10 protein-coding genes are annotated in these 15,537 nt (G+C 71.5%); 5 read left to right on the top strand and 5 right to left on the bottom strand.

What is annotated here, in order from left to right; all coding sequences use genetic code 11:
• The first annotated feature begins 951 nt into the window (after window positions 1-951).
• Window positions 952-2,415, top strand: coding sequence for an alkaline phosphatase family protein (locus BJY18_RS22640; RefSeq protein ID WP_184781858.1), 1,464 nt, complete (start codon window positions 952-954; stop codon window positions 2,413-2,415).
• 46 nt (window positions 2,416-2,461) lie between these two features.
• Here the strand turns inward: BJY18_RS22640 and BJY18_RS22645 are convergent, their stop codons facing one another.
• The 4 genes from BJY18_RS22645 to BJY18_RS22660 all read right to left on the bottom strand — a co-directional run bounded on the left by BJY18_RS22645 (window position 2,462) and on the right by BJY18_RS22660 (window position 4,747).
• Window positions 2,462-2,863, bottom strand: a complete 402-nt coding sequence (locus BJY18_RS22645) for an immunity 7 family protein (protein ID WP_184781859.1) — start codon at window positions 2,861-2,863, stop codon at window positions 2,462-2,464.
• A gap of 25 nt (window positions 2,864-2,888) precedes the next feature.
• A complete protein-coding gene (locus tag BJY18_RS22650) occupies window positions 2,889-3,434 on the bottom strand; it encodes a DUF2716 domain-containing protein (RefSeq protein ID WP_184781860.1) in 546 nt (181 codons plus the stop codon).
• Window positions 3,435-3,566: 132 nt separating this feature from the next.
• A complete protein-coding gene (locus tag BJY18_RS22655) occupies window positions 3,567-4,187 on the bottom strand; it encodes a hypothetical protein (protein ID WP_184781861.1) in 621 nt (206 codons plus the stop codon).
• Between the two features lie 77 nt (window positions 4,188-4,264).
• Window positions 4,265-4,747 (bottom strand): hypothetical protein, encoded by a 483-nt coding sequence (locus BJY18_RS22660; protein ID WP_184781862.1) that lies wholly within the window; start codon window positions 4,745-4,747, stop codon window positions 4,265-4,267.
• A gap of 2,051 nt (window positions 4,748-6,798) precedes the next feature.
• On the opposite strand from BJY18_RS22660, the gene BJY18_RS22665 reads away from it, so the two are divergent.
• From BJY18_RS22665 to BJY18_RS22675, 3 genes are all read left to right on the top strand, one after another.
• Complete coding sequence (locus BJY18_RS22665; protein WP_184781863.1) at window positions 6,799-7,482, top strand: hypothetical protein; 684 nt, start codon at window positions 6,799-6,801, stop codon at window positions 7,480-7,482.
• A gap of 134 nt (window positions 7,483-7,616) precedes the next feature.
• On the top strand, window positions 7,617-8,822 hold the full coding sequence (locus BJY18_RS22670; protein ID WP_184781864.1) for a hypothetical protein: 1,206 nt from the start codon (window positions 7,617-7,619) through the stop codon (window positions 8,820-8,822).
• Window positions 8,815-12,492: an FkbM family methyltransferase gene (locus BJY18_RS22675; protein WP_184781865.1), complete on the top strand. Its 3,678-nt coding sequence runs from the start codon at window positions 8,815-8,817 to the stop codon at window positions 12,490-12,492. Before BJY18_RS22670 ends, BJY18_RS22675 begins: the two co-directional genes overlap by 8 nt.
• Window positions 12,493-12,507: 15 nt before the next feature.
• Here the strand turns inward: BJY18_RS22675 and BJY18_RS22680 are convergent, their stop codons facing one another.
• Window positions 12,508-13,659, bottom strand: a complete 1,152-nt coding sequence (locus BJY18_RS22680; RefSeq protein ID WP_184781866.1) for a putative hexosyltransferase — start codon at window positions 13,657-13,659, stop codon at window positions 12,508-12,510.
• Window positions 13,660-13,852: 193 nt separating this feature from the next.
• On the opposite strand from BJY18_RS22680, the gene BJY18_RS22685 reads away from it, so the two are divergent.
• Window positions 13,853-15,439: an acyltransferase family protein gene (locus BJY18_RS22685; protein ID WP_184781867.1), complete on the top strand. Its 1,587-nt coding sequence runs from the start codon at window positions 13,853-13,855 to the stop codon at window positions 15,437-15,439.
• Window positions 15,440-15,537 lie beyond the last annotated feature (98 nt).

The following is a 15,537-nucleotide window of genomic DNA, read 5'->3' on the forward strand; positions in this document are numbered from 1 at the left end:
GGCGGCGGGTGGCTGGGCCGGGTGATCGGCCGAGGATCGGTGACCGGATTGACCTGGTGGCCATCTGCCGGGTGGCCGAGCTTGCTTCGGCTAGTGGGATCAGCCTGGTGACCAGGAGGTCGGCGGCTCGGGTACGGGGCCGGTGAGCGGGGGTCTCGGGTAGCGCTCCACTGGAGCCAACGTGGCCCGGGCACCACTGCAGCGACCGGGGCACGACACCGCCGGAGCCAGCGTGCCCCGGAGACCAGCGGAGCAAACGGACACGGCACCGCCGAAGCCAACGTACCCCGAGCATGGCACCGCCGGAGCCAGCGTGACCCGGGCAACCGGGCACGGCGCTTCCCGGAGGCAGTCGGAGCAACGCGACCCGGGTAACCGGGCACGGCACCACCGGCATCACCGTGACCCCGGCACGGCACCACCGAACCCAACCCGACCCCGGCACGGCCCGAGCAACCGGACATGGCACCACCGGACCCAACGCGACCCGGGTAACCGGGCACGGCACCACCGAACCCAACATGACCCGGGCACCGGCCCGAGCAACCGGACACGGCGCGTCCCGAAGCCAGATCGGAGCAACGCGCGACCTGGGAGCCACTCGAGCCGACGGCGACCCGGACATCACCGGAACCGGTGCGGCTCAGGCACCACCAGAACCAACGCCACCCGAGCACCACCACCACCCGCCACCCGGGCACCACCCGAAGCGGCGCCACCCCGAACACCACCAGAACCGGAGCCACTCGGGCACCACCAAACCCGGCACCGCCCGGACACCAGCAAACCCAACACCCCCGGCACCCCAGAGCCGGCGTGGCATCGGGGCGTGCGCGTGGGGTCTCGGTGTGGGGGTTTTGGGCGGGTTGGCGGGGGTTTTTCACGTGGTGTTCCGATGCTGTTCGCGGTTGTCACCTTTGTGAGTGACCACCGCGGATCAGGGTGGCTGCCATGACTGAACTGACTCGTCGGCGGTTGCTCGGGTCCGCGGCTGGGGCCGGGGCGGCCGCCGCCGCCACGTTGTTGCCGCCCAGTGTGCAGGCGGCGCTCGCGCAGGGGGCGCCCAAGGGTGGCTCGCTCCGGGACGTCGAGCACGTCGTGTTGCTGATGCAGGAAAACCGGTCGTTCGACCACTACTTCGGCACGCTCTCGGGGGTCCGCGGGTTCGGCGACCCCCACGCGGCCAAGCTGCCGAACGGGCGCTCCGTCTTCTACCAGCCCGACGCGCAGAACGCGGCGGGCTACGCGCTACCGTTCCACCTCGACACGCATGCCACGAACGCGCAGAAGATCCCCTCCACCTCGCACGCCTGGCAGGTCCAGCACGACGCCCTCAACGGCGGCAAGATGGACAACTGGCTGCCCGCGCACCGCGAGGCCGACGGCAAGAACGGGCCGTTCGTCATGGGCTACCACACCAGGGCCGACCTGCCGTTCCAGTTCGCGCTCGCGGAATCGTTCACCATCTGCGACGCCTACCACTGCTCGGTGCTCGGCCCGACCTGGCCCAACCGGATGATGTGGATGACCGGCACCGTCGACCCGGACGGCGAGCACGGCGGGCCGATCCTCGACAACAAGGCCCCGGCAGGCGGCTACACCTGGACCACCTACGCCGAACGCCTCGAGGCCGCTGGCGTGAGCTGGAAGGTGTACGAGCAGGACGACACCTACGGCTGCAACATGCTGGAGAACTTCGCGAACTTCCAGAACGCGCCCGACGGCTCCCCGCTCAAGGAGAAGGGCCTCACGCACGGCCCGGAAGGCCAGTTCGAATACGACGCGCGCAACGACAAACTGCCCACCGTCTCCTGGATCATCTGCACCTCGACGGCCTCGGAGCACCCGGACTACACGCCCGCCGAGGGCGCCGCGTTCATCGCGTCCAAGATCGACGCCATCGCGTCCAACCCGGACGTGTGGGCGAAAACGGCGTTCATCCTCAACTACGACGAGAACGACGGCCTGTTCGACCACGTCATCCCGCCCACGCCGAAGCCGGGCACCCCGCACGAGTTCGTCACCAAGACCTCACCCGGCGGAACCGCGGGCAACGGCCTGTCCGTCGGCGGCGGCTACCGCGTGCCCTGCATCATCATCTCGCCGTGGACCGCCGGTGGCTGGGTGTGCAGTGAGAACTTCGACCACACGTCGACGCTGCAGTTCCTGGAACAGGTCACCGGAGTGCGCGAGCCGAACATCTCCGACTGGCGGCGCCGGACGTTCGGCGACCTCACCTCCGCGTTCCGGTTCCGCGACCGCACCGCGAAGCCGCCGACGCTGCCGGACACCTCCGGCCCACTGACGCTTTCCCGCTACGAGGCCGAGCACCTGCCCGCGCCGACCTTCCCCGGCACCGACCAGAAACCGCCCCGCCAGGAACCCGGCCACCGGCCGCAGACCCCACGGCACTGACGCGCACGCTGCCCGCCGGAAAGCTCCGGCGGGCAGCGGCCACGCCTCACAGCTCGTAGGAATCCAGCACGGTCGGCGCGACCGGCGTGAGATGCGGATCGACGTGCTCGCTGACCTGCCCACGCGCCATCCGGAACACCCGGAAGTCGTTGTCGTGCTCGGGATCCTGGTCGTCCCACACGTGCAGCAGGCCGTAGGAACCCGGGGCCAGCTCGCCGACCCTGGCGAACGTCTCCAGCAGCTCGGGCGAAATCGCGCCACCGTGCTTGTCCAGACCACCCAGGTGCAGCATCGGCAGGCCCGAACTCCAGCGCAGGTCGACGAGATCGAGTGTGCCCGCGTCGCGCAGGGTGCGGTGCACGCGTTCGACGAGGCGCTCCAGCAGCGCCGCGTCGTCGTCACCGCTCGCGGTGGCGGCGATGGTCACCCAGCCGTGGTATTCGAACACGCTGGAGACGGTAGCAGCGCCGTGATCAGCGGGTCAGCGCCGAGGGCCGGCCGTCGCGACGCAGCACCGCGCCGAGCACCCCGTCGCCGTGCTTCTCCACGGCGGGCAGGAATTCGTCGCCGAACACGCAGAGCGTGCGCTCCCACGGGTGGCCGAGGGTGCCGTAACGGAAGTCTGCGGCGAGGAACAGGTGGTAGTCCCCTCGCGGGAACACCGGCACCGGCCACTCGCCGTCGCCGGCCATGCGGTGCGGCCAGAACTTGAACGACTGGTGCTGCCAGTGCAGCACCCACAGCCATTCGTCCTCCGCGACGATCTCCTTCAGCGCCGCGAGCACGACCCGCGCGACGTCGTGCTCCTCGACCGCGTACGGCCCGAGCCGGAACTCCGGGGAATCCCGGTGGTACTCCCCGGTGGAAAGGTCCCACGTGGCCGACGGAGCCGGTTCGCGGAACCCCGGCCAGTCGTGCGCGAAGGTGCTCGGCCAGAAACCGAGCTTGTCGTAGACCCAGTACCAGGCGGGTTCGTCGACCACTCGGGAGAGCGGTTCCCAGGCTGCGGCAGCGTTCACTTGTCGACCTCGAAGTCATCGGTCGGGCTCGAAACTGCGCAAAGCTTCGTGTTTGGGGGCGGGATTGTCCAGTCCACCGGCGCCGCGCAGTAGCTCCGTCACCCGACCGAGTGGAATCGCTGCTCCACCCCTTCACGCCGCGTGCCAGAGGGTGACGAACGCCGACGCCTCGCTGAACGCCCACGGCCGCAGCCGCTGCCGGTCCCGGGCCGACAGCGTGAACTCCTTGGCGCGGCGCACGTCGACCACCAGCGCCTCACCGTCCGGCAGCAGCTCCGGCATTCCCTCGGTGAGCAGCCACAACGCGAGCCGCGCCGCGTCCCGGCGCAACGGCTCCTCCTTGAAGTACAGCCAGGTGGCGAACCGGCGGCCACTGGACTTGCGCAACCCGAGCTGCGGGCTGATGCCCACCTCCAGATCGCCCAGCGAGTACCGCGCGCGGCCGACCTCCAGCAGCTCCGGATCCCGCCGGCCGAGATAACGCAGCCAGCCCTCGGCGACCTCGGTGTAGTGCGGCCGGGTGCGCTCGTCGGCGTGGTCGACCAGCGCGCGCATCGCGGCCTCGTCCTGGTGAGCGGCCCGCCCGGCACGCACCGCGTTGGCCGCACGGCGGTAGTAGTTGAACGCCGCGCGCGCCGGATCCTCGTAAAGCCGGCGCTGCCGCCGGACGAACGACGAACGCGACGGGCCGGTACTGGCGCTGTAGCCGACGAAAGTGGGCAGGGTGACGTACGCCGGTGCAGGTGAGGACATGGGCGGGCCGCCTTCCGCTGGAGGGTTCTCCCAGGACACGGCCAATCTTAGAACGTATGTACGACAGTTTTTGCCGCTCAACGGGTGACAGGCGGCCACGGCCCGGCGAGCAGCTGGCGCGCGAGCTGGCGGACCTGCTCCTCGCAGAAGCTGACCGGGGTGACGTCAGTGGGGATCCAGGTGGCGAGCATCGCGAGCCATCGGCGCAGCTCTGCCAGCACGCCCGGCCTGCCCAGCCGGGCGTCCAGTTCTTCGAACAGCGCGGCCGCCTCGGCCAGCGGGACGTCGCCACGCACCATCGCGCCGAGGCATTCGCCGAGCAGCTGCCAGCGCGCGGCATCCGCGTCCACCGGCAGTTCGATGCCCAGCTCGTCGACCACCCGGGTGAACAAGCCGGCGGCATCGCGGTCTTCGCTGCCGGCCAGCTCGGGCAGCGTGGGCGAGTCCAGACCCTCGACCACCGCGCGCATCCCTGCGGCCACGAGGTCGCGCGAGGGTACGTCGAAGCCGGCCAGCCGATCCACAGCCAGGGCGGCGAGCGCACCGCGTGCGGAGGACATACCTCGATCCTACGGATCGCCCGGCACCCTGGACGTCGCACGCGTGGCGCGGAATGATCGCGCCGGCACACGGCGAACCGGAACCTCCCCAGGACCGGGCGCGTGGAACACTATCGCCCGAACCGGTGACAGGGAGCTGTGTGATGAGCTGGCAGGAAGAGCTCCGGCGACTGGACACGGAGCTGGCCGCGGGCCGTATCGGACACGCCGAACACCGGCGCAAACGCGACGACCTGCTCGCGGAGGCCTCCGGAGGCGGCGCGCCCTCGCCGATGGCATCCCCGCAGCGCCAGACCGGTGGACCGACCGGCCCGGCCTCAGTGGCCGGCACGCGGCGGGCGCCCGAGACGACGCCCGCCGCGGGGTCCCCGTGGGCGCCGGGCGCGGCGACCCCGGACGCGGCGTGGGCGCCGGGTGCAGCGACTCCCGACGCGGCGCGGACCCCGGACGCCGGCACGACCGCAGGTACACCTTCGTCCGGAAGCACGGCACCGGCGGCAGCGCAGGGTTCAACCGGTACGACAGGAGCGGACTTGACCGAGGGCACGCCGACCGGCGCGGTGGCAGAGGACCCGGCGACTGGTTCGGCGGGGCCTGACGGGGCCGGAGGCACGGCAGCCGGGTCGACGGCAGCGGGCACGGGCGAAGACACGACGGCCGGTACGGCTGGTACGGCCAAAGGCGCTACGACTGACTCGACCACGGGCACGACGTCTGGGTCGGTCGGCGGCACGACGTCTGGGTCGGCCGAGGGCATGACCACCGGCTCGGCGGCAGGCGCGTCGGCTGACACGATGTCAGTGGGCGTGGCCGAAGGCACGGAGACCGGCTCGGCCGGAGGCGCGACGACTGGTTCGGAGAGCGCTGTCCCGGCCGATGGTGCGGCGGCCGGTCCGGCGAACGCCGAAGGGGCGACGGACTCGGCTCCCGTGAGTGGTGGGGCTGCGGCGTCGGCCGAGGCGGGGGGCAGTGCGGCGACGACGGCGGCGGGCGTTCCGGCTGCCGGGCCGGCGGGTGCGGACAAGGACGCGGGCTCGGTGAGTACTGCGACCAGCGATGTACCGGGCGCGAGCGACGCAGGTGCGCACAACGCGGGTACGAGCGACGCGGGGGCGCCGTCCATGGACAGTGCCGCGGCCGACAATTCGAGCGGCTCCGCGCTGGCCACCCCAGGTGAGCCGACGAACGGTGCACCCGGCAGTGCCGCGGCTGACAGTTCTGGCGGCTCCGCGCAAGGCGCCCCAGCCGTCCCGACGAACGGTGCACCCGGCAGTGCCGCGGCTGACAGTTCTGGCGGCTCCGCGCTGGACACCCCAGGTGAGCCGGCGGCCGGTCGTGCCGATGGTCCGGCCTTCGGCGGGCCGGCGGCCGGCGGTCCCGCGGACAGCGGGCCTGCGGACAGCGGGCCTGCGGACAGCGGGCCTGCGGACAGCGGGCCTGCGGGGCCCGCGCCGACGCCTGCGGCTCCGGCGTCCGGCGATCCTGTCGGGACTCCTCCGCCGTTCGGGACTTCGGGGTTCGGCACTCCGGGGAGCCAACCGGCTTCCGGATGGCCCGGTACCTGGGCGGGCACGGCGCCGGTGCAGTGGCACGCGGCCGGTTCCGCTCCCGGGGGGAGCGGCTGGTCCAGTGCGAATCCCGCGATGCCGCAGCAGGGGCAGCCCGGTTCGCCGGGCCAGTCGGCGCAACCGTTTCAGCAGTACCAGCCGGGGCAACCGCCCCAACCGAACGAGCAGTACCAGCCGCAACCACAGCAGTATCAGCCGGGCCAGTACCAGCCAGGCCAGCACCAGCCGAACCAGCAGCAACCCGTCCAGCAGCCGGGCCAAACCGGCCAATGGCCAGGCCAGCCGAGCCAAACCGGCCACCAGCCGGACCAGCCGAGCCGGCCGCCCGTCGCGTGGGGTGAGAACGGGGGTGGCTCGCCGGAGGGGGCGGCTCGGGCTCCGTTCGGGCGGGGGGCTCGGTGGGATTCGAGTCAGGGGCTGGGGGGTGGGGCCTCCACCACCGCGCCCAGTCCGGCGGATCTCGCCACCACGGACACGTTCAGCGTGGTCGGGCAGCCGGAGCCGCGACGGTTGTGGGAGGAGGAGCCCGAACGGCGGCGCTCGCGGCCGACCTGGTTGTTCCTGTCGCTCGGGGTGTTGCTCGTGCTCGCGCTGGCCGTGGGTGGCATCTGGTACTTCGGCAGCAAGTCCGACACTTCGGACAGCGCCGACCGGGTCTCGCCGCCGCCGGTGTCGTCGTCGCCGAGTCAGCCTGCCTCGCTCGAGGACAAGCTGCCGAAACTGGCCGGCACTCCGAGCAAGGACAACTCGACGATGGCGCTGGACAAGGCCGTGCAGCTCAAGGCCGTGTCACAGGCCGACGCGGACCTGATGCGCGCGGCCGGCGCCGACGAGCTGGTCTACCACTCCTACGCCGAGGCCACCAACGGCACGTTGCTGATCGCGGTACCCACCGGTTCGGCCGCGCAAGCCGGGCAGCTCGTGCAGGGGCTGCGGCAGAACCTGGTCACCGGCGGGTTCGACAGCGCCCCGCTCGGGCCCGCGGCCACCGACCTGGTCTACTCCGGCAGCAGCCCGGCCGGACGGGTCACCGCGTTCTGGTACACCTCCGGATCGGTCGCCGTCGGCGTCGGCGTGTCGGCGCCGCTGGACCAGGACCCGGCGGCACTGCGGTCACGGATCGAGCAGATCCGGGCGAAGGCCGTCGCCACCCTGCCGGCCGGCTGAACGACCACCGCCACGGAAGCCGACCCGCGAGGTCACGCGGGGTCGTGACCGTGCACAATGTCCACGTCGTCACCCACATCGGGTCGCGGTGACGCGCCGAAACGTCGCCATGCCGACAGATAAGGGGGGCACTGGTGTCCTGGCAGGAGGAGCTGCGCCGGCTGGACGAGGAGCTCGCGTCCGGGCGGCTGTCCGCGGACGACTACCGCATCCGCCGTGATCAGGTGCTGTCCTCGGCCGTCGGCCAGCAGGACCAGCCCGCCGCGCCGCAGCAGCCGTCCAACGCGGACTCGACCCAGGTGATCGCCCCGGTCAGCCCGCCCGGCGGCACCCCACAGCAGAGCCCGCAGCAGAGCCCGCAACAAAACCCACAGCAGAGTTCGCCCCAGCCCGTCGCCGATCCGGGTGCCGAGCGCACCCAGGCGGTGCAGTCCTGGCAGGCCCAGCAGCAGTCCGCCGACCCGGGGGGCCGCACCGAGTACGTGCAGCCCGGCCAGCAGCCGCCGCCGTACTCCCCGCCGGGTGGGTTCCAGCAGCAGGCGCCCTCGTCGCCTGCGGGTGGGTTCCCGCAGGCACCGGCTCCGTGGAACGCGCCGGAGAGCGACCAGACGCCGCCGTGGGGCGGGAGCGATCTTCCGCCCTTCAACTCCGGTGGCGGCAGTTCGGAGTGGGTCAGCCAGGGTCCGGAGTACTTCAGCGACAAACCCAAGTCGGGCAACGGGAAGAAGATCGGCGCGATCGTCGGCGCCGTGGTGGTGCTGGCCGCGATCGCGTTCGGTGCCTTCTGGCTGTGGGGCCGCGACAGCGGCGGCGACGAGCCGCAGCAGAACGCCCAGCCCCCGCAGCAGAGCTCCTCGGCGCCGAAGCCGCCCGACCCGCTGGCCGTGGCGAGCATGCCCGGGCAGGCGGAGACACACGACGAGATCACGTCGTTCTCGCAGGTCGACACCCTGACCTACCTCAACGACAAGGAGCTGTCGGCCTACAAGTCGGCGGGCGCAGGCAAGGTCAAGTTCGTCGTCTACCACCTGCCGGACGGCAACAACATCACCCTGCTGCTCGCCCAGACCTCCAGCAAGGTCACCGCGAAGAAGGCGGTCGAGCAGCTGGCCGGGGTGCAGACCGCGAATGGCGCGAAGCTCTACTCCGACACCCAGCCCGGCGTGCAGGCCACCACGATCGACGCGAAGGACGGCCAGTCCGCGCAGGTCCGCGGCCACTACGCGCACGGCAAGGTGGTCGTGCGGGTCGAGGTTTCGGGCAAGGACAGCGCGTCCACCAAGACCGACTTCGCCACCGCGCTGAACCAGCAGCTCACCGTCCTGACCGCCGATGCCTGAGCCGGGCACCACCGCCTGCACCATCGTCGCCGGCAACTACCTGCCGGCGGCGCGGGTGCTCGCCCGTTCGTACCTCGCCCAGCATCCGGCCGACCGCTTCGTCATCGCGGTGATCGACGCGCCGCGCGACGAGGCGCACCGCGACGAATCCGGGGCGAACGTCGTCGGGCCGGCCGCGTTCGGCATCACTGAGGACGACTACCTTCGGATGGCCACCGCGTACTCGGTCACCGAGCTCGCCACGGCGGTCAAGCCGTACCTGCTGCGGGAGCTGCTCACGACGTCCGCGGCGGCGATCTACCTCGACCCGGACATCGAGCTGTTCGCCCCGATCACCGAGGTCGCGCAGCTGGCCGCGGACCACGACATCGTGCTCGCGCCGCACTTCCTCACCCCGCTGCCGCAGGACGGCCTGGAGCCGGGTGACGCGGTGATCATGGGCACCGGCATGTTCAACCTCGGCTTCCTCGGGGTCGGCAAGGGCGCCGGGCCGTTCCTCGACTTCTGGGCCGGCCGGCTGCGGCACGACGCGATCGTGGCACCCGAGCAGCAGCTGTTCACCGACCAGCGGTGGGTGGACCAGGTGCCTTCGCTGTTCCGCCACCACGTGGTCACCGATCCCGGGTACGACGTCGCCTACTGGAACCTGCACGAGCGCCCGATCGGCCGGGAAGCCGACGGCACGCTCACCGCGGGTGGCGCGAAGCTGCGCTTCTTCCACTTCAGCGGTTACCGGCCGGAGAAGCCGTGGCTGCTCAGCTTCCACTGCGCGCGCAAGCCGCGCGTGCTGCTGTCGCACAACGACGACCTGCGGGCCATCTGCGATTCGTACGGCGCGAAGCTGCGTGAGGCGGGGTACGCCGAATCGCTCGACTCGATCCCGTACGGCTTCAAGGACTTCCGCGACGGCACGCCGGTGCCGAAGCTGGCTCGCCGCGTGTTCCGCGAGGGCTGGATCAAGGCCGAGCGCAAGGACAAGCCCGCGCCGCCACACGCCTATGCCAGGGACGGCGGGCAGGCGCTTCGGGAGTGGCTGGCCACGCCAGAAGACCAGGCGCAGGCCGCGGCCGGGCTGAACCGGCTCACGCACGCGATCTGGTCGTCGCGGCTCGATCTCCAGATGGCGTTCCCGCATCCCTACAGCGACGACGCGGAGAGTTTCCGCCACTGGTGCACCGGTTCCGGGGTCACCGAGGCCGGGCTGCCCGAATGGGCGCTGCCCGGTGAGCCGGCCGCCACCCATCCCCCGCACGACGAGTTCGGCGTGAACCTGCTCGGCTACCTGACCGCCGAGCTGGGTCTCGGCGAGATGGGCCGGATCGTGCTGGAGGCGATCGAGACCGGCGGCGTGCCGGTGGCCTCGGTGCTGGAGGAGAAGGCGGTTTCGAACCGCACGGGCATCGAGCGGCCGGCCACGGTCGGCGATCCGCGGTTCCCGATCAGCGTGCTCGCGGTGAACGCCGACCAGACCCGCACGATCCTGACCAACCACCCCGAGGTGGGTGCCGGGCGCTACCGGATCGGGCTGTGGGCGTGGGAACTCGAGGACTTCCCGCAGTGGCAGCACGAGGCGTTCGGCATGCTCGACGAGGTCTGGACGGTCAGCGAGTTCTGCCGCCGGTCGATCGCCGCGCACGCATCGATCCCGGTCAAGACGATCCCGGTGCCGGTGCGTGATCCGGGTGAACCGTCCCCGCCGGCGCGGGAACAGGGCGAGCCGGTGCGGTTCCTGTTCGCCTTCGACTTCAACAGCGTGGCCGAGCGGAAGAACCCGTGGGGCGCCGTCGAGGCGTTCCGGCGTGCCTTTCCCGGCCGCGACGACGTGCGGCTGACGGTCAAGGCGATCAACGCGAAGCTGCATCCGAACGCCGCCGAGCGGCTGCGTGCGGTGGTGCGCGGGGACGATCGCATCGAGCTCGTCGAGCGGTATCTCAGCGTCGCCGAGCTGCACGAGCTGTACGAGAGCAGCACCTGTTACGTGTCGCTGCACCGCAGTGAGGGCTTCGGCCTCACCGTCGCCGAGGCGATGGCGCGGGCGATGCCGGTGATCTCCACGGACTACTCCAGCACCACCGAGTTCCTCGACGCGAGCACCGGCTGGCCGGTGCCGTACCGGATGGTTCCGGTGGGGCCGGACAGCCACCCGTACCACGCGGGCGCGACCTGGGCCGAGCCCGATCTGGACTCGGCCGCGGCCGCGATGCGCCAGGTGGCCGACGATCCGGACGAGGCCGCGAAGCGTGGCCGCCGGGCGCGCGAGGCGGTCCTGCGCGATCGTTCGATGGCGGCCGCCGCCGAGTGGATGCGCAAGGAGCTGGGGCAGGCGTACCGGACGTGGCAGGAGCGCCGGAACACCGTCGACGCGCCACCGTCCGCGCATCCGCTCACGCCGCTGCAGGAGGCCACCGAGGCGTTGCGCTGGCGGCCGGAGGCGGGCACCCCGTCGCGGCTGCCGCTGGCGCCCGCGCTGCGCAAGGCCGTGCTGCGCGCGATCGACCACTACGACGTACATCAGCGCACCGTGATGGGCAGGCTGCTGGAGGCGACCGAGGAGAGCAACCGCAGGTTGCTCGACCGGGTCGAGGGTCTCGAGCGCGACCTCACCGAGACGCGTCGTTCGGCGGCGATCGTGCACGGCATCGGCGAGCGGTTCGAGGGACTGCGCACCACCGTCGAAGAGCTGCGGCACCGCGCGCCGGACACCGAGCTGGCGCTGCGCAACCTCGAAGGCGACGTGGCGAAGCTGCGCGAGGGCTACGGCGGCATCGGCTCCGAGATCGAGGCGAGCACCGCCTCCGTGCACGAGATGTTCTCCTCCCGCGACGAGCGGCTCGACGCGGACGAGAAGGCGATTCAGCGGGTCACCCTCGACGTCAGCGCGATGCGTGAGTCGGCCCGCATGGCGCACACCCCGGTGCCGCGCGGGGCCGACGTGGTCCCGTGCGACGTCGGTGCGCTGCTGATGCCGGTGGACGAGGTCATGCTGCCGTGGATCGTGTTCCACCGGTCCTGGGAGGACAGCGAGGCCGAGCTGATGGCGAAGCTGGCCGAGAGCGCGTTCCTGGACGTCGGCGCGCACGTCGGCTACCACACGCTGCGCCTGCTGCGGTCCACTCCGGACGTGACGAAGGTGGTCGCCGTGGAGGCCGACCCGGTCAACGCCGGATTCCTGCGCCGCAACGTCGCGGTCAACCTGCCGGCCGCGGTGGCCGACCGGGTCACGGTGGTCGAGTCGGCTGCCTGGGACGCCCCGGGCACGGTGCGCCTCGCGCAGGCGACGCCGGGCAACAGCGGCGACAACCGCGTGACCGCGGACGGGCCGGGCGTCGAGGTTCCCGCGGTGCGGCTGGACAGCGTGCCCGAGGTGACCGCGCAGCGGATCGGGCTGGTGAAGGTCGATCTGCAGGGCCGCGACCACCGGGCGCTGGCCGGGCTCACCGAGGTGCTGCGCCGCGACCGGCCGCACGTGGTGTGCGAGTTCGACCCGGGCGCGATCACCGAGCTGGGCGACGATCCGGCAGCGGTGCTGGCCGGCTACCGCGCGTTGGGCTACACGCCGAAGGTCGTGACCGACGATGGCCCGGCCGCGGGCACCCCGGACGACGCGGCGCTGATCGCGGCGGCGAAGGCGGATGAGAAGCAGTTCGTGACGCTGTGGCTGGCACCCTGAGCTCCTTCGCCGGAGTCAGGGTGCCAGGTGCGCGATGGTCATCAGGTACGCGCCGTACCAGCCGCTGAGTACGGCGGCCGAGGGCAGCAGCACGGCCAGGACCCGGTTGGGCAGCTTCGCCAGCGCCAGCGCCAGCGGCACGGTGAGCACGAAGGCCGGCAGCAGGAACCGTGCGCGGGACTGGAAGTAGTTCGACGAGCACAGCGCGATCACCACGGTCAGCGTGCCGTAGACCTGCCACGGCAGCGGCAGCCGTGTCGCCCACGTCCACAGCTGCAGCGCGACCGCGACCAGCACGATCAGCGCCGTCACGGTGATCCAGCTCGCCCGGTCGACGGTGAGGCCCTCCTTCACCTGCTCCCAGGTGAACTGACCGAAGTCGAAGTGCATCTGCCAGGCGTTCTGCAGCCAGAACCAGCCGTCCGCGCGGCCGGTGCGGATGCCGACGTAGGCCAGGTAGCCGAGCAGCCCCAACGGCGCGAGCAGCCCGCCCAGCCACGGCCGCCAGCCGTCGCGGCGCTGGAAGACCGCCACCAGCGCGGCGACTCCGACCGCCGCGACCAGCGCGCCCGCACTCGCCCTGGTCAGACCGGCGAACAACGCGAGCGCGCCCGCGAGCACCCACTGCCGTCGGGCCACCGCGACGAGCGCCCACGCCACCAGCGCCACCAGCACCGCTTCGGAGTACGCCAGGTGCAGCGCCGCCGAGCCCGGGCCGACCGACCACAACACCGCCATCAGCAGCCCCACGCGCGGGCTGGCGAAGTCACGGCCCAGCACGAACAGCCCCCACGCCGCGGCGCATCCGGCGAGCACCGAAACCACGAGCCCGGCCGGCAGCGCCGGAATCCCGAACAGCGTGAGAATCGCCACCAGGCCCGGATAGAGCGGGAAGAACACCAGGCTGTTCTCCCCCGGCGCCCCGTCCGCGCCCGCCACGACCTGCTGGTCGTAGCCGTGCTGGGCGACCGAGAGGAACCAGCTGGCGTCGAAGTCGTCGACGAACCGGCCGGGCGAGACGTCGGCCTTCCAGCTCATCAGCCACAGCAGCCCGAAGGAAACCACCTGGAAGAGCAGGTAGAGGCCCACTGCGGGCAGTGCCTGCCGGACGGCCGTGCGGAACGGGGACGAACGCTCGACGGTGACGTCGAGGGTGGACTGCGGCACGCTCCCCGGACTCCTGCACTACTCGCGTGTGTTCGGACGAATTCCCTCCCGATCGTACCGGTGGACGGCATATCCCGAGGCCAGAACGGGTGCCCGTGATCGAATCGCCGGAAGCGGCCATTTCCGGGGAGTGGTCCGCGGCGGCCGGGCGAGGCGCTACCCTGCTCGAAGCAGTCAGGCCGGAAAGACGGGGGTGGTCGCGCTGGCCGAGCAGACCTCTGCCGCGCTGGCCGAGCAGCCACCCGCCGAGCCCAAGAAGACCCGGATCGTCTTCATCGACATCGGCCGCGGCCTCGGCGCGCTGCTCGTGTTCTACAGCCACATCGCGCACCCGTGGGTGATCGCGAAGAACGACAACGCCCCGTACGTGACCTTCATCGAGGCGCTCACCAGCGATCCGATGCACATGGCGAAACAGGGCATCGGGCAGATCGCGGTGCCGTTCTTCTTCCTGGTCAGCGGCTTCGTGGTGACACCGATCGCGCTGCGCCAGGGCACCGGCCGGTTCGCGGTGAACCGGTTCATCCGGGTGTACGCGCCGATGTTGTTCGTGGTGCTGCTCACCGCGGTGCTGCTGCTGGTGAACCTGCACCCGCCCTCGACCGGCCAGCCGCAGGAGCTGACGCCGCTCACCGTCCTGACCAACACCTCGCTGCTGAACTACCTGATTTATCCGCAGATCGTGCTGGTGCCGGTGGCCTGGACGATGATCGTCGAGGTCATCTTCTACGTGCTGCTGATGGCCGTGCTGCCGCTGCTGCGGCGGTGGACGTGGCTGGCGATCGCGGTCGAGCTCACGTTCATCTTCGTGGTGATGATGAGCCGTTCGCAGCTCGGTCCGTCGTGGTCGCTGTTCGCGGTGAACGTGTCGTATCTGCCGGTGATGGTGATCGGGCAGACGATCTGGGCCACCACGGCGAAGAAGATCCCGCTGTGGACGGGCGCGCTGTACGGCGGGTGCGCCTGGGCGCTGTACGTGCTGGCCGACATCATCGACGTCGGCCGCGTCGACTCCTCCTACAACCTCGCCATGGCGTTCGCCGTGGTGTGCTTCCTGCTGGGCATGTTCGCCGAGGACAAGCTGAAGCAGCGCAAGATCTGGACCCTGCTCTCGGAACGCAGTTACTCGATCTACCTGCTGCACATGACGGTCACGTTCGTGCTGCTGCAGCTGCTGCGTCCGGCGGTGCCGCTGCCGATCGCGCTGCTGATCCTGATCCCGGTGGTGTTCGGCGTGGTCGAGGTGAGCTACCGGTTCGTGGAGCGGCCCAGTCACACTCTGGCGCGGCGGCTCTCGCACAAACCGAAGCCGAAACCATCGCCGAAACCGGAGCCGGAGCCGGTCGAGGACCTGGAAGAGCCCGTGGACAGCGAGGTCACCACGGAGATCCCCCGGGTTTCCCGGCGGCCCGACCCGCGGGTGCGCCGGCCGGCGCCGCCCCGTGCCGATTCACCCCGCGCTGACCCGCGCCGTGCTGACCCACCGCGGCCCGGGCCGAACGGCCGGCTGCCGCGGAACGGTGGCCGTCCCCAGCCGCAGCCGCCGCGCGGTGAGCAGCGCACCATGGTGACGCGGCCGGCCGGCGGTGCGCACCGGCCGCGGCCGGACCAGGCGCCGGACCGCGGCGCGGAGCCGCCGGTGCGCCGCCCCGCGCCGCGGCGGCGGCCGTCAGCTCCGCCGGAGCGCAACCACCAGCCGGACCAGGAACACCACGGCCAGCGCGGCGACCAGGAAGACTTCCCACGCCATTCGAGTTCCTTCCGCCGGTCCCCTCGCTGACTGCCGATGCTCTGCCGATGCTCTGCCGATGCGGCGGCCGAACGGGGGAGGTCGCGCACCGACACGGCCGGACTCACACCTTCGAGCGAGTCCCGGGC

It is taken from the genome of Amycolatopsis jiangsuensis (assembly GCF_014204865.1).
Classification (GTDB): domain Bacteria; phylum Actinomycetota; class Actinomycetes; order Mycobacteriales; family Pseudonocardiaceae; genus Amycolatopsis; species Amycolatopsis jiangsuensis.

Bases quoted from the DNA above. Each gene is read 5' to 3' on its own strand.
- BJY18_RS22640 (WP_184781858.1), top strand. From the start codon at position 952: ATGACTGAACTGACTCGTCGGCGGTTGCTCGGGTCCGCGGCTGGGGCC.
- BJY18_RS22655 (WP_184781861.1), bottom strand. From the start codon at position 4,187: ATGTCCTCACCTGCACCGGCGTACGTCACCCTGCCCACTTTCGTCGGC.
- BJY18_RS22660 (WP_184781862.1), bottom strand. From the start codon at position 4,747: ATGTCCTCCGCACGCGGTGCGCTCGCCGCCCTGGCTGTGGATCGGCTG.
- BJY18_RS22675 (WP_184781865.1), top strand. From the start codon at position 8,815: ATGCCTGAGCCGGGCACCACCGCCTGCACCATCGTCGCCGGCAACTAC.